The 17,677-nt window shown below is 45.9% G+C and carries 24 protein-coding genes; 5 read left to right on the top strand and 19 right to left on the bottom strand.

What is annotated here, in order from left to right; all coding sequences use genetic code 11:
- Positions 1-202: 202 nt before the first annotated feature.
- Complete coding sequence (locus GLW00_RS16120) at positions 203-1,717, bottom strand: potassium/proton antiporter (RefSeq protein ID WP_160915779.1); 1,515 nt, start codon at positions 1,715-1,717, stop codon at positions 203-205.
- Positions 1,718-1,881: 164 nt separating this feature from the next.
- Positions 1,882-2,772: an NAD(P)/FAD-dependent oxidoreductase gene (locus GLW00_RS16115; protein ID WP_160915777.1), complete on the bottom strand. Its 891-nt coding sequence runs from the start codon at positions 2,770-2,772 to the stop codon at positions 1,882-1,884.
- A 109-nt stretch (positions 2,773-2,881) separates the two neighbouring features.
- Here GLW00_RS16115 and GLW00_RS16110 point away from each other — a divergent pair, with 109 nt between their 5' ends.
- The 3 genes from GLW00_RS16110 (at position 2,882) to GLW00_RS16100 (ending at position 5,968) form a co-directional block, all read left to right on the top strand.
- Positions 2,882-4,438 carry an ABC-F family ATP-binding cassette domain-containing protein gene (locus GLW00_RS16110; protein WP_160915775.1) on the top strand — a complete coding sequence of 519 codons (1,557 nt, stop codon included), beginning with the start codon at positions 2,882-2,884 and terminating at the stop codon, positions 4,436-4,438.
- A gap of 146 nt (positions 4,439-4,584) precedes the next feature.
- The gene (locus GLW00_RS16105; RefSeq protein ID WP_160915773.1) at positions 4,585-5,223 is read left to right on the top strand and encodes a YczE/YyaS/YitT family protein; all 639 of its coding nucleotides are present in this window, start codon (positions 4,585-4,587) and stop codon (positions 5,221-5,223) included.
- A gap of 73 nt (positions 5,224-5,296) precedes the next feature.
- On the top strand, positions 5,297-5,968 hold the full coding sequence (locus tag GLW00_RS16100) for an NAD(P)H-dependent oxidoreductase (RefSeq protein ID WP_160915771.1): 672 nt from the start codon (positions 5,297-5,299) through the stop codon (positions 5,966-5,968).
- 52 nt (positions 5,969-6,020) lie between these two features.
- On the opposite strand, the gene GLW00_RS16095 is transcribed toward GLW00_RS16100, so the two are convergent.
- Together GLW00_RS16095 and GLW00_RS16090 are read right to left on the bottom strand one after the other, a co-directional pair.
- Entirely contained in the window at positions 6,021-6,428 is a 408-nt protein-coding gene (locus GLW00_RS16095) for an NUDIX hydrolase (RefSeq protein ID WP_160915769.1), read from the bottom strand.
- Positions 6,379-7,173, bottom strand: coding sequence for a metallophosphoesterase family protein (locus tag GLW00_RS16090; protein ID WP_160915767.1), 795 nt, complete (start codon positions 7,171-7,173; stop codon positions 6,379-6,381). Before GLW00_RS16090 ends, GLW00_RS16095 begins: the two co-directional genes overlap by 50 nt.
- Positions 7,174-7,284: 111 nt before the next feature.
- On the opposite strand from GLW00_RS16090, the gene GLW00_RS16085 reads away from it, so the two are divergent.
- Entirely contained in the window at positions 7,285-7,485 is a 201-nt protein-coding gene (locus tag GLW00_RS16085; RefSeq protein ID WP_160915765.1) for a hypothetical protein, read from the top strand.
- 38 nt (positions 7,486-7,523) lie between these two features.
- Here GLW00_RS16085 and GLW00_RS16080 read toward each other — a convergent pair whose 3' ends face one another.
- From GLW00_RS16080 to GLW00_RS16035, 10 genes are all read right to left on the bottom strand, one after another.
- A complete protein-coding gene (locus GLW00_RS16080; protein WP_160915763.1) occupies positions 7,524-8,237 on the bottom strand; it encodes an alpha/beta fold hydrolase in 714 nt (237 codons plus the stop codon).
- Positions 8,238-8,247: 10 nt separating this feature from the next.
- Positions 8,248-8,601 (bottom strand): VOC family protein, encoded by a 354-nt coding sequence (locus GLW00_RS16075; RefSeq protein ID WP_160915761.1) that lies wholly within the window; start codon positions 8,599-8,601, stop codon positions 8,248-8,250.
- A gap of 22 nt (positions 8,602-8,623) precedes the next feature.
- A complete protein-coding gene (locus GLW00_RS16070; RefSeq protein ID WP_160915759.1) occupies positions 8,624-9,421 on the bottom strand; it encodes an SDR family oxidoreductase in 798 nt (265 codons plus the stop codon).
- Between the two features lie 70 nt (positions 9,422-9,491).
- Positions 9,492-10,505, bottom strand: coding sequence for an SDR family oxidoreductase (locus tag GLW00_RS16065; protein WP_160915757.1), 1,014 nt, complete (start codon positions 10,503-10,505; stop codon positions 9,492-9,494).
- Entirely contained in the window at positions 10,502-10,927 is a 426-nt protein-coding gene (locus GLW00_RS16060) for an NUDIX hydrolase (protein WP_160915755.1), read from the bottom strand. The genes GLW00_RS16065 and GLW00_RS16060 overlap by 4 nt, the downstream gene beginning before the upstream one ends.
- Positions 10,920-11,429 (bottom strand): GNAT family N-acetyltransferase, encoded by a 510-nt coding sequence (locus tag GLW00_RS16055; RefSeq protein WP_160915753.1) that lies wholly within the window; start codon positions 11,427-11,429, stop codon positions 10,920-10,922. Before GLW00_RS16055 ends, GLW00_RS16060 begins: the two co-directional genes overlap by 8 nt.
- Positions 11,413-11,910: an NUDIX hydrolase gene (locus GLW00_RS16050; protein WP_160915751.1), complete on the bottom strand. Its 498-nt coding sequence runs from the start codon at positions 11,908-11,910 to the stop codon at positions 11,413-11,415. Before GLW00_RS16050 ends, GLW00_RS16055 begins: the two co-directional genes overlap by 17 nt.
- Positions 11,911-11,922: 12 nt before the next feature.
- Positions 11,923-12,312: a VOC family protein gene (locus GLW00_RS16045; RefSeq protein WP_160915749.1), complete on the bottom strand. Its 390-nt coding sequence runs from the start codon at positions 12,310-12,312 to the stop codon at positions 11,923-11,925.
- A 133-nt stretch (positions 12,313-12,445) separates the two neighbouring features.
- Positions 12,446-12,592: a hypothetical protein gene (locus GLW00_RS16040; RefSeq protein WP_160915747.1), complete on the bottom strand. Its 147-nt coding sequence runs from the start codon at positions 12,590-12,592 to the stop codon at positions 12,446-12,448.
- A gap of 194 nt (positions 12,593-12,786) precedes the next feature.
- Positions 12,787-13,647, bottom strand: coding sequence for an AraC family transcriptional regulator (locus tag GLW00_RS16035; protein WP_160915745.1), 861 nt, complete (start codon positions 13,645-13,647; stop codon positions 12,787-12,789).
- Positions 13,648-13,879: 232 nt separating this feature from the next.
- On the opposite strand from GLW00_RS16035, the gene GLW00_RS16030 reads away from it, so the two are divergent.
- Entirely contained in the window at positions 13,880-14,449 is a 570-nt protein-coding gene (locus tag GLW00_RS16030) for a DJ-1/PfpI family protein (protein WP_160915743.1), read from the top strand.
- A 41-nt stretch (positions 14,450-14,490) separates the two neighbouring features.
- Here GLW00_RS16030 and GLW00_RS16025 read toward each other — a convergent pair whose 3' ends face one another.
- The 5 genes from GLW00_RS16025 to GLW00_RS16005 all read right to left on the bottom strand — a co-directional run bounded on the left by GLW00_RS16025 (position 14,491) and on the right by GLW00_RS16005 (position 17,423).
- Positions 14,491-15,357: a LysR family transcriptional regulator gene (locus GLW00_RS16025; RefSeq protein WP_160915741.1), complete on the bottom strand. Its 867-nt coding sequence runs from the start codon at positions 15,355-15,357 to the stop codon at positions 14,491-14,493.
- Positions 15,358-15,372: 15 nt separating this feature from the next.
- Complete coding sequence (locus GLW00_RS16020; protein ID WP_160915739.1) at positions 15,373-15,654, bottom strand: putative quinol monooxygenase; 282 nt, start codon at positions 15,652-15,654, stop codon at positions 15,373-15,375.
- A 61-nt stretch (positions 15,655-15,715) separates the two neighbouring features.
- Complete coding sequence (locus tag GLW00_RS16015; protein WP_160915737.1) at positions 15,716-16,384, bottom strand: type 1 glutamine amidotransferase domain-containing protein; 669 nt, start codon at positions 16,382-16,384, stop codon at positions 15,716-15,718.
- A 189-nt stretch (positions 16,385-16,573) separates the two neighbouring features.
- A complete protein-coding gene (locus tag GLW00_RS16010; RefSeq protein ID WP_160915735.1) occupies positions 16,574-16,918 on the bottom strand; it encodes a hypothetical protein in 345 nt (114 codons plus the stop codon).
- Between the two features lie 106 nt (positions 16,919-17,024).
- Positions 17,025-17,423 carry a hypothetical protein gene (locus GLW00_RS16005; protein ID WP_160915733.1) on the bottom strand — a complete coding sequence of 133 codons (399 nt, stop codon included), beginning with the start codon at positions 17,421-17,423 and terminating at the stop codon, positions 17,025-17,027.
- Positions 17,424-17,677: the final 254 nt, after the last annotated feature.

Genomic DNA, 17,677 nt, shown 5'->3' with positions numbered 1-17,677 from the left:
GGTGGTTGGGAATATGGGGAGACTCCTGTGGGAAATGCGAAGTAGATGAGACCCCGCAGAGCGTCAGCTCGAGGAGGCTCAGCACTCGCCCACGGAAAGCGAGTCGTTTTCCCAACCACCTCATCCTCATGCAAAAGTCTCGAAACTACCCCTTCACAAAAGGGAGCTTAGTGGAAGTTATGTAGCCATAGAAAAAGACGCTTTAGGAGGAAGCGTCTTTTTCTTTCATGAGCTGTTCACTTTTTTGTACACGCTGTTCCAACGTTTTCTTGAGCTGTTCCTTGTACTTTTCTTCTACGAGAATGTACAGGAAATCTCCCGCTTTGATTTCTGTTTCCCCGTATGGCGTAATGACTTCATTGTTACGGATGATGGCACTGATGTTGGCCCGGTTCGGAAAGCTGACTTCATGGAGTTTCTTGCCGACAACCGCTGATTCGGCATTGGTCTGGTATTGAATCATTTCTGCCTTGGCTTTCCCCATGGATATCAATTCGATGCTGTGGTGAGGGATGTCTTTTTTCGGCCCCACCAGGTTCATCTTTTTCGCAACAAGCGAAATTGTAGATCCTTGGACGAGTGCTGAGGTCAGCACAACAAAGAAGACGAGATTGAACAAAGCCTGGCTGTTCTGAAGTCCCTCCACGATCGGAAAGGTGGCGAGTACGATCGGTACAGCCCCTCGCAGGCCTGCCCAGGAGATGAACAGTTTTTCTTTTGTTGAATAGTTCATCTTGAACAGCGATAAGAAAACAGCAATCGGCCTTGCGATCAAAATAAGTACGATCGATAGCAATATGCCGTTGACGATAATACCAGGTGTGAACAATTCACTCGGGAATACATAAAGACCGAGGATGACGAACATCAGAATCTGCGCCATCCAGGCAAATCCTTCATTGAACTGGAAGATCGAATAGCGGTATGTCAGTTCACTATTTCCGATGACCAATGCGGCTACATAAACCCCCAGGAAGCCACTACCTCCACTAAAAGCGGTGATACTGTAAGTCGCGAGAGCGAATGCTACAGAAAAAATCGGATAGAGGGCACTGGAGTCCAGTTTGATGCGGTTAATGGACAAAGATGCAAATTTTCCTAACGCTAAACCAATGATCAGGCCAAGCCCCATCTGCAAAAAGAACGTCGGGATCAGCATCCAGAACGATGATTGCTCTGAAGTGATCAATTCAATAAGAGATAATGTCAAGAAGACGGCCATCGGATCGTTCGTCCCGGACTCCGCTTCTAACGTGGCCCCCATTTTCGCCTTGATGTTTCTTTCTTTCAATGCTGCAAAAACGGCCGCTGCGTCGGTGGAGCCAACGATGGCACCGAATAAGAACGATTCCAGCCAACTCAGTTCGAACAGGAAATAGGCGGCAAGTCCGACAATAAGAGAGGTAATCAACACTCCAATGGTAGCAAGTGACAGCGAAGGGACAGCAACAGAACGCACAGTTCCCCACTTCGTATGTAGACCACCTTCGAACAGAATGATGACGAGGGCAAATACACCGATAACCTGAGCCGTCCCGGCATCACTGAAATAAACAATTCCGAGTCCCTCACTGCCGAAAGCCATGCCGACCATAATGAAAAGGATCAATGCCGGGATACCCCACCGGCTGGAAAATTTGGCTACAAGCACGCCGCTGAATAATAATAATGCCGTTAATAATAAAAATGAATCCGTCCCAAAAGCGTCAAAAAACATGTAGGTTTCGATTCTCCTTATGCACTCAATTTGGTTTTGAATGTTTTGGATTTATGTCATGAAAAAAGTAGGTGGAGCGTGGATCAATATATACAGAAGTAGGATAGGAAGCTTTAATTGTATATCCATCATTATCCTATATCCATGTTATGAAATCAAAGATATCACCTTGTCCCTTTCAGCCATTTGTGTATCCAGACAGATGCCTGAGCACCTTCACCCATGGCTGTGGTGACAAATTGTGTGTGATCCACCACATCCCCCGCAGCCCATATGCCATCAATATTCGTCATTTTCGTTCTAGGATTTACAAGGAGGTGGCCTTTATCGGTGGCTTCCGCTCCGAGTTTAACCGCTAAATCCGATTGAACCCGATTCCCTCCGAAAGCAAGGAAAGCTTTATCGATATCCCACCGATGATCACCGGCTGTTTCAATGGCTTCCAGTAATCCTCCGTTGTGAACGAACCTGTCCACTTCCGTTTGCTGGACAAGGATTCGCCGTTCTCTCAACTCCCCTTGCATTTCAAGCGATACAGGGGCACCGCCATGGTTGAAAAAGATAATCTCCTCGCTCCAGTCTTTTAACGCAATCGCAAGCCCCGCTCCCGTTTCTCCACTTCCGATGACAGCCGTCTTCTGGCCGATGATTTCGTACCCATCACAGTCCGGACAAACATAAATAGATAAACCTAAGCATTCTTTCATACCAAGTATGGGAGGGAAATTTTCTTCGATCCCTGTAGCGAACAAGACGGTCTGTGTATCGATGGATTTCCCTTCAGCCGTTTCAATGATGAAGTTCGAATGCACATCGACGACTTTACTCTCAAGCGTTTCCACTCCAAAGGACCTCGCTTGTTTAACACCCGCATGACGTAGCTCCGGACCACTCACGCCATCAGGAAACCCGATGATATTATTATACTTCCGGCAAAGATTCGAGCGTCCTTTACCACTGTCGATGAGCAAAACCCGGTGTTGATATCTTCCGAGCATGATTCCTGCCTGCAAACCCGCAATCCCTCCACCGATGATGACGCAATCATAAGACAAACCTACCCACTCCTTTCTCAACTCTTCCTACTTTTCCCCTATCGTTTCCCCTCATTCCCCTTTATAATATAGAAGGACGAATCTAACGATAGAAAAGGTGTTAACGAAAATGAGCTTACTCACAGTGAAAAACTTGAGCCACGGCTTCGGTGATCGCGCGATCTTCGATGACGTGTCTTTTCGTTTGTTAAAAGGAGAACACATCGGCTTGATCGGAGCAAACGGTGAAGGCAAGTCGACGTTCATGAATATCATTACAGGAAAACTCGAGCCGGATGCCGGGAAGGTCACGTGGGCGAAGCGGATCCGTATCGGTTACCTCGACCAGCATGCCGATTTGAAACAAGGCATGACGATCCGCGATGTTCTGCGGACGGCGTTCCAATACTTGTTCGACATGGAACAGGAGATGAACGACCTTTTTGCCAAAATGGGCGAAGTCGATCCGGATGAACTTCAGGACTTGCTGGAAGAGACAGGCGTGCTTCAGGATATGCTGACGAATAATGATTTCTACACGATTGATGCCAAAGTGGAGGAAGTAGCAAACGGACTGGGCCTTAACGAAATCGGGCTTGACCGTGATGTGCATGATCTCAGTGGCGGTCAGCGTACGAAAGTACTGCTTGCGAAGCTGTTGCTGGAGAAGCCGGAGATTCTGCTTCTTGATGAGCCGACCAACTATCTTGATGTTGAGCATATCGAATGGCTGCGGACGTACCTTCAGGAATATGAGAATGCCTTCATCCTCATTTCCCACGACATCCCGTTCCTGAACAGTGTCGTCAATTTGATCTATCATATGGAAAACCAGGAGCTGACGCGCTACCCTGGCGACTATGACGAATTCCTCCGTGTTTATGATATGAAGAAACAACAGTTGGAAGCCGCTTATAAAAAGCAGCAGAAAGAAATTGCCAACCTGAAGGATTTCGTCGCCCGAAACAAAGCGAATGCGGCGACAAGTAAAATGGCGATGAGCCGTCAGAAGAAGCTGGATAAGATGGACGTCATCGAACTCGATGCTGAAAAGCCGAAACCGCAATTCAACTTCAAGCAGGCCAGGACTCCAGGGAAGTATTTGTTTGAAACAAAAGATCTAGTGATCGGTTATGATGAGCCACTGTCCAGGCCTCTTAACCTTTCGATGGAACGGGGACAGAAAATCGCCTTGTCGGGGGCGAACGGCATCGGTAAAACGACCTTACTGAAAAGTATCCTCGGTGAGATTCAGCCGGTTTCAGGCTCCGTTGAGCTTGGCGAGCATCTGCACATCGGTTACTTTGAACAAGAGTTGAAAGAGATTGGAGACAACACTTGTATCGAAGAAGTATGGGAGGAGTTCCGTCACTTCACCCAATACGAAGTGCGTGCGGCCCTTGCGAAATGTGGCCTGACCCGTAAACATATCGAGAGTAAAGTCCAAGTATTGAGCGGTGGCGAAAAAGCGAAGGTCCGCCTTTGCAAGTTGATCAACAAAGAAACAAACCTGCTCGTACTCGATGAGCCGACCAACCACCTGGATGTGGATGCTAAGGCTGAACTGAAGCGTGCGTTGAAAGAATACAAGGGAAGCGTCCTGCTTATCTCCCACGAACCTGAATTTTATGAAGATATCGTCACAGATGTATGGAACTGTGAAGATTGGACGACGAAAGTCTTTTAAAAATCGAAAATCCTCTATGGCGGGACTCGGTTTTCTTTCCAAAATTTTTTGATTGACCTGTAAAATCATCGCTAATAAAATGTGGTCACGAATTAGAGAAATTCTCTACTCGTGACCACTTTTTTTATGGAAAGGAGGCATTTGTCATGCTTTATCGTGCCACGGTTTATCTTGTCGGTATGTTCATCAATTTCTTCGGCGTCGCCCTTCTCATCAACGCGACGCTCGGGGCCGGTTTTTGGACCTCGTTCTTCATCGGAGTTTCCGATCACTTCGGTTATACGGTCGGATTTTGGTACGGAGCTTTTCAACTGATTATCATCTTCATCAATGCCAAATTGATGAACTCATTACCTGAATCGAGGGCGGTCGTGCCTGTGTTCCTTGAAAGCTTGATTTTGGACTTTTGGCTGGAAGTCGTGTTTGCTCCGGTCAACTTGTCCGCCGCCCCATTCGCTTTGCAAGTACTGACACTACTTGCTGGAGTAGGAATCATCGGATTAGGCGTTGCAATCTATATCCTGCCTCAATTTCCGAGGGCTCCGGTCGATCAGTTGTTCCTTGCGGTAAGTGCCAGGTTTCAGTTGAGTCTTCAGACAGGTCAAACGTTGGTAGCGGTGATCATGACAAGCCTTGCCTTAGCCATTGGTGGCCCGGTCGGACTCGGCACCCTTGCACCGATGCTCTTTCTTGGGCCTGTGATTCAATATTTCTACACGAGGGCATATCCGATCTATTACCGCTTACACCCTGGCGGAGAAGCTGCCTATCAGGAAGTAGTCTAAAGCAAAAACCATGAATCTATTTCCTCCTCTGTGGTATATTACTTTTGTAATTTAAAGGAGGAGGGAAAGAAAGATGAGTGACAAAACGAAAAAGCAGGATATTTTAAGCGCCGCTAAGTTCAGACATGCAACGAAGCAATTCAACCCGGATAAAACCATTCCAGAAGATGATTTCAAATTCATCCTTGAAGTCGGCCGGTTATCACCGAGCTCGTTCGGATTTGAGCCGTGGCGCTTTGTCGTCGTTCAGAACCCTGAACTCCGACAAAAAATTAAAGATACGGCCTGGGGAGCGTATGGCAAACTGCCAGATGCCAGTCACTTCGTCATTTTCCTTGCAAGGACGAGGAAAGATACCCAGTATGATTCCGAGTACTTGCAGGACCACTTCAAGAACGTCAAACAGATCCCCGATGATAACCTGAAAAAATATTTGAGCCGGATCGAAGAATTCCAAAAAGAAGACTTCAAACTGCTGGAAGGCGATCGCCCACTTTATGACTGGGCTGGTAAGCAAACGTATATTGCTCTATCCAACATGATGACAGCGGCAGCTGAAATCGGTATCGACTCCTGCCCGATTGAAGGATTTAATATGGAGAAAATGAATGAACTCCTGGAAAACGAAGGTCTACTCGAGGATGGAAGCTTCGGTATTTCCGTGATGTGTGCGTTCGGGTACCGCTCTCAGGAGCAGCCTGCAAAATCTCGTCGTTCTTTCGAAGATGTCGTGAAATGGGTGTGAAAGATAAAAAGGAACTTCCTTTTGGGAAGTTCCTTTTCTTATCAGTAAAAAATCAGAAATCCACTAAAAATGGCTGGCGGCTTTCATCTAAACAAAGCTCAATCCTCTCCCAGAAGTTTCCCCAAGTCACCATCTTACGTGCTATATCAAGGGGGAAGAAACCGACTTCCAGAGCCTCATCTGTCGTTCTCAACGTTCCTCCGACCGCTTTTCCTAAGAAAAGGGTGTTACAGATAGATCGATCGACGTTTTGGAAAACCCCGCAGAACTTTGTAAGCTCCACTTCCAATCCGCACTCTTCTTTCGTTTCTCTGATCGCCGCCTCTTTTAAGGATTCCCCTTCCTCCACTTGACCTCCAGGCATCTCCCAGCCACGCTTCGGCCCTTTAATTAGAAGTACTTCATTTTCTTCATTCGTTATAATAGTCGCTGCTGATACGATGTGTTTCGGTGGTGTCATGATGCGTCCTCCTGTTTTTTTGAAAAATCTTCAGAATTACTTCCTTACGCGGGAAGTCGATCCGATTCAATTGTTCTACGTATGTAGCCATTGGATAAGGCACATGACGCTTGATGTATCGCACATCTCTGCCGTCTACTTCAATGATGGCATAACGGGCATATGGTTCGTTGTTACACCCTAAAGCGCCGGGATTGAAGAATACTTGCTCGTTCATGGAAAAATGATGGCCGTCATGGTGATGACCGAAGCATACAATCGCTTCCCTTTCCAATTCCTCCAACTGTGAAAAGTTTTCTCCATTCGGTGGGCCGATCTGGTCAAAGGGATCTTCACTAATCGGCAGGAGACTCGCTTTCGTGTCCATCGGATAGTGTGTGAACTGAAACGTACGTGCTTCTACCTCTTTTACGATCTTTCTTGGCAGCGTTTCCATCCACTTGGCATATCTCTTGTACAAACGATCGGCGATCCACTGATGATGCTCCTTCACATCAGCCCTGCTTTCAGGATAAGGGTCATCATTCATCAGGGCAAGCACCGCTTCATCATGATTCCCTCTGACAATAATCGTATCCTTTAATGCATATAACCTTTCGCACACTTGATTGGAAAATGGACCGATCCCGATCAGATCACCTGTACAAACCGTAAAATCTACATGCTGCTTTTTGAGATCACGAAGGGCAGCTTGTAGGGCATGGATATTCCCGTGAACATCTGTCATGACAGCAAACCGTTTCATCCTCCAGCCTCCTTCCTAAATTCACAGCTATGTGCAAACATGGGTCCAGGCTTACCTTTTCTCATTTTCATAGAATAAATGATCCCTCTTTAATGAAACGAGGTGATAGATATGTTTGTTACAAGAGACCGCATTGAAGTGTTCTCAGCCGGTAAGTCAATTGGTATAAGTGTCTTCGCTCAACTCAGTTCCGACAATGCTGCACTCAACCTCAACAATAATTTCCTATTGCGGGTCGATGATAAAGATCAGTCCACCCATCTGACAAATATGAGTACCATTAATATTAGAAAGTTGAATGGATCATCCTGACCCGTTCGTTTTCCCTTCATTCTATGCCTGGTTTGCCTTTAGAATTCATATTTAGAAAGGAACACTTCCAACGTCTTATTGTATAAATCAGGCTGCTCTGTATGAACCAAGTGGGAAGCAAATGGGAGAACAGCTGCATGCAGGAATTCTGATTGTTCTTTGTAAAAAGTCACACCTTTGAGCTCGTGTTCCAACCCCTCCCCGATCAAATATAGTACAGGCATGGTGAGCGCCTGTATAGAGTGGACTTCATCAAAAGGATACCAGTCTTCGTCCTCTCCCATATGAATAAACCTCTGCCAGCCTTGTCCGTGGAGGGAGTCAAAGTAAGCGCAGGCTTCTTCATCTTTTAAAAGATTCATACGGAACTTGGATTCTTCTTCATTCATAGTCTTCCAATTGTCCGGTTTAAGCGGAGTCACCCCTGAGATAGTCAGAGTCCGAACAAATTCAGGATGTTTCTTTGCTAGAAACAGCGCTACTAAGGCTCCGAATGAACAACCAACGATATGAGCGCTTTTAATTTCCTCGGCACGGACCGTTTCTGCCAGATCGTCAGCCGCCTGGTTATAATAGTCATCCAAATCATCAGAAGAAGATTTCCCATGCCCTCTTAGATCAGGCGAAATCACCTCGTATTCGCAGGAAAAATACTCCCGCTGCTTCTCAAAATCCGTCTCTCCTGTTTGTAAGCCGGTGTGCAGAAAAACGAGGGGCTCCCCTTCCCCTGCCACCTCTGTATGTAAAATCATCGTTCCCCTCCTAGCATTTGCAGATCATCAATAGATTCCCATCAGGATCCTTAAAATTGAAAAAGTGCCCGAATTGAATATCAGAGACCACATCGATGCCTTTTTCCTTCATATACGAATAAGCTTCCTCAATGTCTTCTGTATTAAAATGAAAGGCGGGCGTTCCATAGACCACTTCTTCTGAATAAATCTTACTATCCAGCACGACTCCTCCATGTTTCATTGGTAAAACGTAAAGGTGACCACCTGGAAAATCATCTTCCGCCGGCACACCAAGCAGATCACAGTACCAGTCGCGGGCTTTCTCAATATCTTTGACCGGGACAAAAATGGCTCCTACTTCGTTTTGAATCGGGCTTTTCATTTGAATCGTCCTCCTCTTATGATTATCGACCTAAAAAACCGCCGTCCGAATGGATGACCTGTCCAGTCACCCAGGAAGCATCCGGGCTCACAAGGAAACGAATCAGCTTCGCAGCATCGTCTGCCTTTCCCAAGCGCCCTTTAGGGAATAATGGCAGAAGGCCTTCCTTCGTCTCCTGATCCATCCAGCCGGTATCCGTCGGGCCCGGGTCGACAGCATTCACGTTGATTCCGATGGGGGCAAGTCCTGTGGCTAAAGGTGGAGTGATCGCCTTCAACGCCCCTTTAGTCGCAATATAAGCCAGGTTATTCGGATCCGGCCCTCCGGATACTAAAAAGACGATGCTTCCTTCTTTTTCCGTTTGGAACGTTTTCTCAAATAAATTCGCGAAGGCCTGTGTTAACAAAACCGGGCCTTTATTATTGATTTCATAGTGATGATCCAGAAGCTCTGAAGTCAAATCCTTGCAGTTCGTATTCACACTGAATGTAGCATTATGGACGAGGATCGAAGGCACTCCAATTTCTTCAACTGCCTTTTCTAATAATTTCTTTGGCAGATCTTCATCCCTCAAATCCGCTTCCATATGAGCGGCTCGAACCCCTATTTCATTCAGCTGTGCCGCAAGCTGTGCCGGCCAATGTTCTTCTATTCCTTCTCCATCCGTTTCATCATAAGGGCAGTAATGAGTGAAAAAGAGGTCCGCCCCTGCTTGGGCGAGTCTATAACACGTACTTGTCCCAATCCCATTTTCACGACTTACGCCAGTGACAATGGCGACTTTTCCTTTTAACGGCTGACTTTGTTTCTCATTATTCATTCCATATATACCTCCAAAACCTCTAAAACCATTTTCCGCATCATTTAAAATGGTTGACCATTGAGTCGTTTCAGTGCTTCTGCAGTCTCTGCCACTTTTTCAAAACGTCAGCTTCCTGATCCCTTGTTATGCCAGCACCTCTATCCCCATGCGATCGGTGCTGGTCCCAGTGATACGTGTCCAGAATGGTTTCTTTTAACGGTCGGAACTTCAATCCACACTGAATCGCCTTTGATGCATCCTGACTGAAATCTTTATCTGTCGGAATCCACACGGGAAGGTCCTTCCATGGCTGAATACCTTCCTCCATCAAAAACGGTGCAGGTATCCAAGTAAAGGACACCGCTTCATTCAGTGTGGATGCACACGTCTCTAAAAACTTCTGTATAGTGAGCTTGTTTTCAGGACCGTTGGCATTGAAAATACCTGTGTGTTCTGTTGCAGACAGATGGACAATCCACTCTGCCAAATCTCTTGCATCAATGAACTGAATCTGTTGATCCTTCCGGCCAGGAGCGAGCACTTTCCCTCCTTCAGCAATTCTTGAAGGCCAATATGTAAAGCGATCGGTCGGATCATGAGGCCCTACAATTAATCCCGGCCGGATGATGACGCTCTTATCTTTCATTCTGGTTTGGACTTCCTGCTCACAATGAGATTTCAAAGGTCCATATAAGGATGGATCAAACGTTTCTTTGTGTTCTGCCTGTTGCAGTTCCTCCTTCGTTAATGTCATCGGTTCTGCTGTTTCCTCCAGGTCAGGCACTCCTGTAAAATCCGGATACACCGAAATGGTCGATATGAACACATACTTCTTTGTAAAGCCGGCAAGAACGTCCAGACTCCTGGATACCGTAGATGGTTTGTACCCGCACGTATCGATAACCACATCCCAATTTTGACCAGCCAGTTTTTCCAGGTCCTCAAGGTTCTCCCGATCTCCGTAAATATTATTCACCTCTTCAAATAAACCAGGGTTGGTCTTCCCTCTGTGAAATATCGTCACCTCATGACCATCGCTTAGGGCTGATTCAACGATGTGTCTCCCCAGAAATTTCGTCCCGCCGATGATAAGCAGCTTCATGTATGATCCACTCCTTGATTCTTTTTTGTCAGCAAATGATATAAAAAGGGCTGGTCTTCAGGAAAAGAGAGTGACAATTCGACTAAATCATCTTGCGAAATCCAGCGAACCTCATGAATCAGATGGTCAGGATCCTGGATTTGCATTCTTCCACCCGTCACGGTGCAGGAAAAGTATTCGACATGGATATCCGTCTTTCCAATAGTTCCTCTTTTCGTTTGCAAACGTTCCGTCACATGAATGATGTAGCCCGTTTCTTCTAAAGTTTCTCTCTCGCAGCATTGTTCAAAGCTCTCTCCATGAACCAGACCTCCTGATGGAACGGTCCATGTTTTCGTTTCTTCCGGCTTGCCCTGGAGAACCATCAAAAGTTCATACTGTTCGTTGATACAGACAGCTGCTGCTCCCCGCCACTTATCCATCACTCAACACGCTGAAGAGCAGGGAATCACGGCGCCCTTCTTTCATTTTTAAATGGCCCCGCAAACGTCCTTCCATCTCCATGCCGCACTTTTCCAACACCCGTATCGAACCTTTGTTATCGGGGTGACAAGTCGCCTGGATACGCTTTAGAAGAAACGACTGGAACCCATCACGGATCAACCTTTGTGCTACTTCTGTCCCCAATCCGCGCCCCCATTCATCCGGGTGGAGGATATACGCGATTTCTCCAGTCTGATGGTAAGCATCCAAAATCGTCAGTTCTGCAACTCCAATGAGGTCTTCATCCGCCTCGCGAAGGATGGACCACGCATGTTTACGAGGTTCCGGCTGCCTGATTTCGTGGACTAAGTGCTGGACATAGTCCTGGGTATCCTTTTCCGTATTCGGACCCCATGGCTGGTATTGAGAGACCTCTTCTTTCGAAGCATAGGTATGGATCTTCTTCCAATCTTCCTGTTTGAGCTCACGGAACAACAACATGCATGCTCTCCTTCCTTTTCACATATTCCAAGATCTGTCCTTGATGGACGGTAAAATGATGATGGAATGGTTGTTTTTCATTCAAAACAGTATGTAGATAATACGGAATCATCGGGCTGACCCCGTAATTGCACTCGGAAAGGACCCAGGAAATGTCTTTCCAGGCCAGAATGCCCTCATCCATCTCCACTGGCTTTGAGTAGACATCATCATCGATGCGAACGACAAACGCCTTCATCCCGCCTGTTCTCCCGCCATCTATTGCCCAGGAAATGGTCCCTTTATATTCGAATAGATGCGCTTCGAGAAAAAGTTCCGTTTCCTCTGCAACTTCACGCTGCACACTAGAAAGCGTGGTCTCTCCTTCTTCTATTTTTCCTCCGACACCGTTCCACAACCCCTGGACGGGAGGTGCGTTTCTGTTCAACAGGAGCAATTCTTCACCCCGCTGGATGAAACAGATGGTATATCCGATTTCCATATTTCTCCCTCCTCAACGATAGGACTTAAAGCGGTCTTCCTGATAGAGACTTGGTAAATAGGCTTCCAATAGATTGCCATCCAAATCTCTGAACTTGAAATGCCCTTCACTTCCACCTTCTAAGACAACGACACCACGACCCTCTAAGGTTCTCCTGCATTTTTCCACGCTAGCTGGAGAGATGCTGAAAACAGGGTGGGTTCCCTCCAGGTTGTCCGGAAACTCGGTGTGCGGAGGCTTTTCGATCAAACAAACCGGGACTCCTCCCTCATGCTCGAGAACAACCGTTTTTCCGTAATCCTTCAAAATCCGTAAACCTAGGATTTCTTCATACCACTTCACAGCTTGTTTGATTTCTTTCACTCTCACATTGATTTGGTAGACTCCTGTAAAAAGGCTCACGGTCTTCCCTTCCTTTCATCTATGTTCCTTTGGATGTTTTTATGGTCCCGTTCCTTCAGCCTATAAAAGGTATAGGTTTACTTTTTGTTCATGATTATGCATGAATCCAACCACAAGAAATATGATGCTTCCCCTAATGCAAAAGAAAAATCGGGGTCACCGATATCAACTGAATCGGATTCGCTGTCTGCCCCCACACTCCTACCTGGAATTTGCGGATGTCCTCTTTATCAGCAATGACGATTGCTTCGCCTTGTTTCTTCTCTTCAAAACTTTCCATCTCATGGATGATGACCTTGTCAGGAATCGTTGCAGAAAGAGGAGGTTAGGAAAACAGCAAGAAACAAAAAATAGGACCTCACGACTCCCCTCCCCTTAATAGCATGGATACATGATATCTTCTACATTTTTACAATAAAATCCTTTATTCCATAAGAAAAAGCACAATCCGACAAAGGATTGTGCTACTCCGATCTATTTGACTGGAATCCATATTTCCGAGTAATAATCTTCACTGTTCGGATTGCCCTCGTGATAGACTTCTAGCTCCGGGCCACCGGCATTTTCATAGCCGCTGGATGGAAACCATTCGGAATAGATTTTCTTCCAGGTTCCCTGCATGGCGTGGGGCATAGCGCCATGCACACCGAAAACCGCCCATTTTGCTCTTGGAACATGCAAAGATTCTAAACCTAGGACCTCTCCCCCTTCATGGGAAGTGGCAATCCAGTAGTCGATGTGGTTCTCTTTTACAGCCGTTTTGTCGACACAGATTCCCAGAAGTCCTTTTACAGGACCATTGTTTTCTTTCAACAATTTCTGGTCTGTACCATCTCCATTTACTTTCCCCCACATCTGAGGGATGCCTTTCAAATTCTCGCCGTTCACACAGGAAAACTCTTCCTTCATACCAACCACATGAAACGCTTCTTTTTCCATTACTTCATACTCCATCGGATCAGCTCCTTTTAAATTCACCTGGATGACCAGGCGGTTGTATGCGGTCATCTTCCCCCTGTAACTCTTAGCTTCTCGAGGTGATATGCTGTGCTGCTTCCTGAAGGCCCGGGAAAAAGACTCGGGAGTTTCATAGCCATACTTGTAAGCGACATCGACGATTTTCCGATCCCCCTTTCTCAGTTCCTGTGCTGCGAGTGTCAGCCTCCGTCTTCGTAAATATTCCGCGACTGTCGTATCGGTCAGAAGGCTGAAGATGCGCTGGAAGTGATAGGGGGAGGTATAGGCTGCCTTTGCGACTTCATCCATGGAGAAATTCTCCAATAAGTGCTGTTCCATGAAGTCGATAGCTTTCTGCATCGATTGAATCCAACTCATGGCTTTCCCTCCCTATGTCTCATTCTATCCATACTTTATCATGAAAACCTGACAGCAAGTGCTTACTGCTGTCAGGTTTAATAAAAAAGACTATTATCAAGGGAAACTTCATATTCAAAAGTCCATGGATATTTTTAGAAAAGAAAAGCCTTTATGACGGAAATATGTGGTTATCCGTGACGAGAATAAGGGTACTAAACCTTAATGTAATTCTACTTTAGGAGGGTGAAAGATGACTGCAAAGAAAGTGTTAATTGTCACCGGAGATGCTGTCGAAGCGTTGGAAGTGTATTACCCTTATTTCCGCTGCCTGGAAGAAGGATTTGATGTCGATATCGCCGCACCTCACAAGAAAAAATTGAATACGGTCATCCACGACTTTGAAGACTGGGAAACATATACCGAGAAGAAAGGGTACATGATTGATTCGGACATGACTTTCGAACAAGTCGATCCGAACGATTATGATGCACTGATCATTCCAGGAGGCCGCGCCCCTGAACATATTCGTATGCATGAAGACCTGCCGAGAATCGTCAGCCATTTCTTCATCGCTGAAAAACCGATCGCCGTCATGTGCCATGGCAGCCTTGTGTTGACAACGATCGCTGACGTCGTAGAAGGTCGCAAGATGACCGCCTATCATGCATGCCGACCTGAAGTAGAGAGTATCGGCGCCACATACATGGATGAAATGAATTATGTTGATGACAACCTCATTTCCGGACACGCATGGCCGGACCTGCCTTTAATCATGAAGGAATTCGTGAAGCAGGTGAAAGGAACAACCGTCAACTCATAAAACAAAGACCGTGTCTTCTCCTCACCAGGGAAGCCACGGTCTTATTTTTTCCACTGTTGAACAATGGACTTGATATTCGGATCCTCGCGCTGATCGATGCGGTAAGCAGCGTATAGAGCGTTCTCTACAGAGGTTTCAGGAAAGAGAATCTGTACTTTTCCTTCTTCTACAGCTTCTTCAATCAAGTATAGCGGCAGCACACTGATGCCCATCCCTCTAACGATTGCCTTCAGGATCGACTGCAGGTTAGGGATGATGTGCTTCGCTTTCACATCCGGGCGTTTGTTGAAATGTTCCCGCCAATACCGGCGAATGATTGGAAGGTCAAGGCCGTAACTCAGCCACGCCTGCTCTTTGAGCCAGCCTTCGATATCCTCCAGCTCTTTCTCCACCCTCATATTCATCGGGGCAACAATGACGAATGTCTCTACTTCCAAGTGGGTGTATTCAATGCCTGTGACCGTCTGTTTCTGCGGAGTCATGATCAGATCGACTTCTTCGTTGATCATCTGGTTCAGAAGCGTGGGAGCCGTACCGAAATGGACAAGATAGCGGATATCCAGGGAACGGACCTTCTCAAGGACTCTCCCTGTAAAAAACTCGACCGGTGAACCCAGCTTGACCAGCGGCATCTCTGAAGGATGGTTAGACGTCTGTTTGATTTCCTGTGTTGTGCTTTCCAGGTTTTCAATAAGAGGCACAAGCTTCGTGTACAATTCCTTCCCTTTATCCGTAGGCACCATTTTTCTTGGTGCCCGAGTAAACAGCGGTTCTCCGACTTCTGACTCCAAGGCAGCCAAATGCTGACTCATCGCCGGCTGGGTCATGAAGCGCGCTTTGGCAGCCGCGGATACCGATCCATGCTTATAGATCCCGATGAAACTACGGTACCATTCAAAATCAATCATCGATTCCTGTTCCTTTTATAACTTCTGCAGTTTATGAACCGTGCGCGATTCGGTGAGTTCGGCTGTCGCCTCGCGATAAGCTTGATAATGCTCTGAATCAATATGAGCTTTCAACGCCGCTTCATTTTCCCATGTTTCATAAAAGACAAAGGTCCCGTCATCGTCCAACGAACGGTGAAGGGTATATTCGAGACACCCTTCTTCTGATCGGGATGGTTCAACCGCTTTTTTCATTTCTGCAAGAAGTGCTTCTTCCTGCCCCTGTTTCGCTTTAATAATGGCATTAATTGTAATCATCACTTTTCTCCTTTACCACGAAAGAACCTGCGAGTTAAACTCACAGGCCTCCCGCATTCCTTTATTTTTCAAGCTTGTTGATAACTTCTTTGGCAACGCTGATGGTTGATTGAGGATTCTGGCCAGTAATTAAGTGACCGGAAACTTTCACGTGATCGGACCAATTGTCTGCCCCGACGAAGTCTGCGCCAAGCTCACGCAAGCGTGTTTCCAATAGGAAAGGCATGTGGGCATCTAATGTCGTTGCACGCTCCTCTTCATCGGTAAACGCCGTAACCGTTTGTCCTTTCACGATTGGCGAACCATCGGAAAGTGTCACACCAACAAGACCTGCAGGACCATGACAAACCGCTGCCACCACCTTGTCCGCTTCATAAAGGTCACGGAGGATTTCATGCAGTTTCTTGTTGTCCGGTAGATCGAACATTGTTCCATGGCCACCCGGCAGGAAAATCGCATCGAACTTGGAAACATCGGTGACGTCATCGATTTTCAACGTGTTTTCCAAATGCTTCGCCGTATCAAGAATTTCCTGAGGCGTTTCGCCACCTTCCAGACTGCGGTCATCCACAGGTGCTTTTCCACCTTTCGGGCTTGCGATAGTCATATCATACCCTTTCTTTGCAAATTCTACATAAGCTTCCCCGAATTCAGAAAGCCAAAGACCTGTGTCCAACTCGTCATTCATCTTGTCTGCCGTCGTAACGACCATTAGTATATGTTTACTCATTTTTCATTCCTCCTGAGGATTTGAATTGGTTTACGTTTCTAATTGTAGAACGGAGGCATGTATAATACAAATTAGTAAATATAGGTTCATGTATAAATATTTTTATATATCAATCAGTATTCTGCGCGACTGTGTTAACCATCTTCAAAAAAAAGAAGGCTTAGCTTAAAAGCCAGCCTTCTTCATGTTTTATGCTAATTGACGCTCATAAACGACTTCCTCCGTATTCAAGTCAATCGCATCCACTTTCATATTCAATACTTCATCAGTTTCATTGTTTTTCGAACCATAGAGGCGGATAAAGTTATGGGAGTTCGTATCCAGGAAATTGACCTGGACTGTTCTGACTTCCCCTTCTTCCACTTGCTGATCCTGAATCCAGCATTCTTTAAACTCCATGGTGGCCTGGCTTAGTATGTAGTCTTCCATCATTTTTTTTAGTTCCGGGAAAGCTAGTCCGTCGTTTTCAACGCAGACGCGGTTGAAGTCGCTGTCGTCTGTAATATGGAAGGTTTGTTTGGTTTCGTTAGGCATGGTGATTCCTCCTGAGTAAGTTTTATAACAACCATTTTCCCTAATAAGAAAAGGCGGAAACCTACTCTACCTTCATACGGAGTACAGGTGATGTTCTCAATCTTGGTTATATACTCAAGTCCCTCATCGTTTTATCTAAATGGTCCATAGCCTCCTCCACACCATGGGAATATTCCTCCCAGGATTCAGATGGAAACCCACTTTCAAAATTCGCCTCTAATACAGAAACCGCAACATAGATATTCTCTAATTCCCTATGCAGCTCCAGAAGCTTTACAATTGTTTCCGGAAGAAGCTTACTTGAATCTATCTCTTCTAAAAAGTTAAGTTTTTCTGCTAACCTGTTTATTCTCCACTTGAACATTTCTCGTTCCATAGGATTCCATTCATTCCCCTGCTCCAACATATGGTGATTGTTTTCCAAGGAGTATCTAATATCCTTTAAATTTGATTTGATTAATAGAAACTTTGGATAGAGCATAAGAAGCGTTTTATGTTCATTCACTTCATCTTCCTGTAGTTTGTTCCTATTTTGGAAACTAAACGTAAGCAAAACACCTGCCAGAGTCATCAATCCTCCAATGATCCCACCGAGGTAACTTCCATAAAAAGCAATCCAAGTTTCCTCATCCCCGACAACATGGAACCAACGGAATGTCATAAGCTGGTTGGTTAGAATAGGAAGCACTAAAATAACAAGGGAACCAAGCGTTAAGAATAATCTTCTGTTCGATTTCCAGATGGTTTGTCACTTCCTTT

The sequence above is a fragment of the Halobacillus litoralis genome, from assembly GCF_009856445.1.
Taxonomy (GTDB): domain Bacteria; phylum Bacillota; class Bacilli; order Bacillales; family Halobacillaceae; genus Halobacillus; species Halobacillus litoralis.
The sequence above is the reverse complement of the archived record's forward strand: the minus strand, read 5'-3'. Positions and strand labels throughout refer to the sequence as shown.

What these genes read in the sequence shown, in the direction of transcription:
- GLW00_RS16060 (WP_160915755.1), bottom strand. Translation starts at nt 10,927, where the DNA reads ATGGATAAGTGGCGGGGAGCAGCAGCTGTCTGTATCAACGAACAGTAT.
- GLW00_RS16070 (WP_160915759.1), bottom strand. Translation starts at nt 9,421, where the DNA reads ATGAATAATGAGAAACAAAGTCAGCCGTTAAAAGGAAAAGTCGCCATT.
- GLW00_RS16015 (WP_160915737.1), bottom strand. Translation starts at nt 16,384, where the DNA reads ATGAGTAAACATATACTAATGGTCGTTACGACGGCAGACAAGATGAAT.
- GLW00_RS16055 (WP_160915753.1), bottom strand. Translation starts at nt 11,429, where the DNA reads ATGTTGTTGTTCCGTGAGCTCAAACAGGAAGATTGGAAGAAGATCCAT.
- GLW00_RS16080 (WP_160915763.1), bottom strand. Translation starts at nt 8,237, where the DNA reads ATGATTTTACATACAGAGGTGGCAGGGGAAGGGGAGCCCCTCGTTTTT.
- GLW00_RS16105 (WP_160915773.1), top strand. Translation starts at nt 4,585, where the DNA reads ATGCTTTATCGTGCCACGGTTTATCTTGTCGGTATGTTCATCAATTTC.
- GLW00_RS16025 (WP_160915741.1), bottom strand. Translation starts at nt 15,357, where the DNA reads ATGATTGATTTTGAATGGTACCGTAGTTTCATCGGGATCTATAAGCAT.
- GLW00_RS16035 (WP_160915745.1), bottom strand. Translation starts at nt 13,647, where the DNA reads ATGAGTTGGATTCAATCGATGCAGAAAGCTATCGACTTCATGGAACAG.
- GLW00_RS16040 (WP_160915747.1), bottom strand. Translation starts at nt 12,592, where the DNA reads ATGGAAAGTTTTGAAGAGAAGAAACAAGGCGAAGCAATCGTCATTGCT.
- GLW00_RS16100 (WP_160915771.1), top strand. Translation starts at nt 5,297, where the DNA reads ATGAGTGACAAAACGAAAAAGCAGGATATTTTAAGCGCCGCTAAGTTC.
- GLW00_RS16090 (WP_160915767.1), bottom strand. Translation starts at nt 7,173, where the DNA reads ATGAAACGGTTTGCTGTCATGACAGATGTTCACGGGAATATCCATGCC.
- GLW00_RS16065 (WP_160915757.1), bottom strand. Translation starts at nt 10,505, where the DNA reads ATGAAGCTGCTTATCATCGGCGGGACGAAATTTCTGGGGAGACACATC.
- GLW00_RS16030 (WP_160915743.1), top strand. Translation starts at nt 13,880, where the DNA reads ATGACTGCAAAGAAAGTGTTAATTGTCACCGGAGATGCTGTCGAAGCG.
- GLW00_RS16010 (WP_160915735.1), bottom strand. Translation starts at nt 16,918, where the DNA reads ATGCCTAACGAAACCAAACAAACCTTCCATATTACAGACGACAGCGAC.
- GLW00_RS16075 (WP_160915761.1), bottom strand. Translation starts at nt 8,601, where the DNA reads ATGAAAAGCCCGATTCAAAACGAAGTAGGAGCCATTTTTGTCCCGGTC.
- GLW00_RS16110 (WP_160915775.1), top strand. Translation starts at nt 2,882, where the DNA reads ATGAGCTTACTCACAGTGAAAAACTTGAGCCACGGCTTCGGTGATCGC.
- GLW00_RS16120 (WP_160915779.1), bottom strand. Translation starts at nt 1,717, where the DNA reads ATGTTTTTTGACGCTTTTGGGACGGATTCATTTTTATTATTAACGGCA.
- GLW00_RS16085 (WP_160915765.1), top strand. Translation starts at nt 7,285, where the DNA reads ATGTTTGTTACAAGAGACCGCATTGAAGTGTTCTCAGCCGGTAAGTCA.
- GLW00_RS16050 (WP_160915751.1), bottom strand. Translation starts at nt 11,910, where the DNA reads ATGGAAATCGGATATACCATCTGTTTCATCCAGCGGGGTGAAGAATTG.
- GLW00_RS16095 (WP_160915769.1), bottom strand. Translation starts at nt 6,428, where the DNA reads ATGACACCACCGAAACACATCGTATCAGCAGCGACTATTATAACGAAT.
- GLW00_RS16020 (WP_160915739.1), bottom strand. Translation starts at nt 15,654, where the DNA reads ATGATTACAATTAATGCCATTATTAAAGCGAAACAGGGGCAGGAAGAA.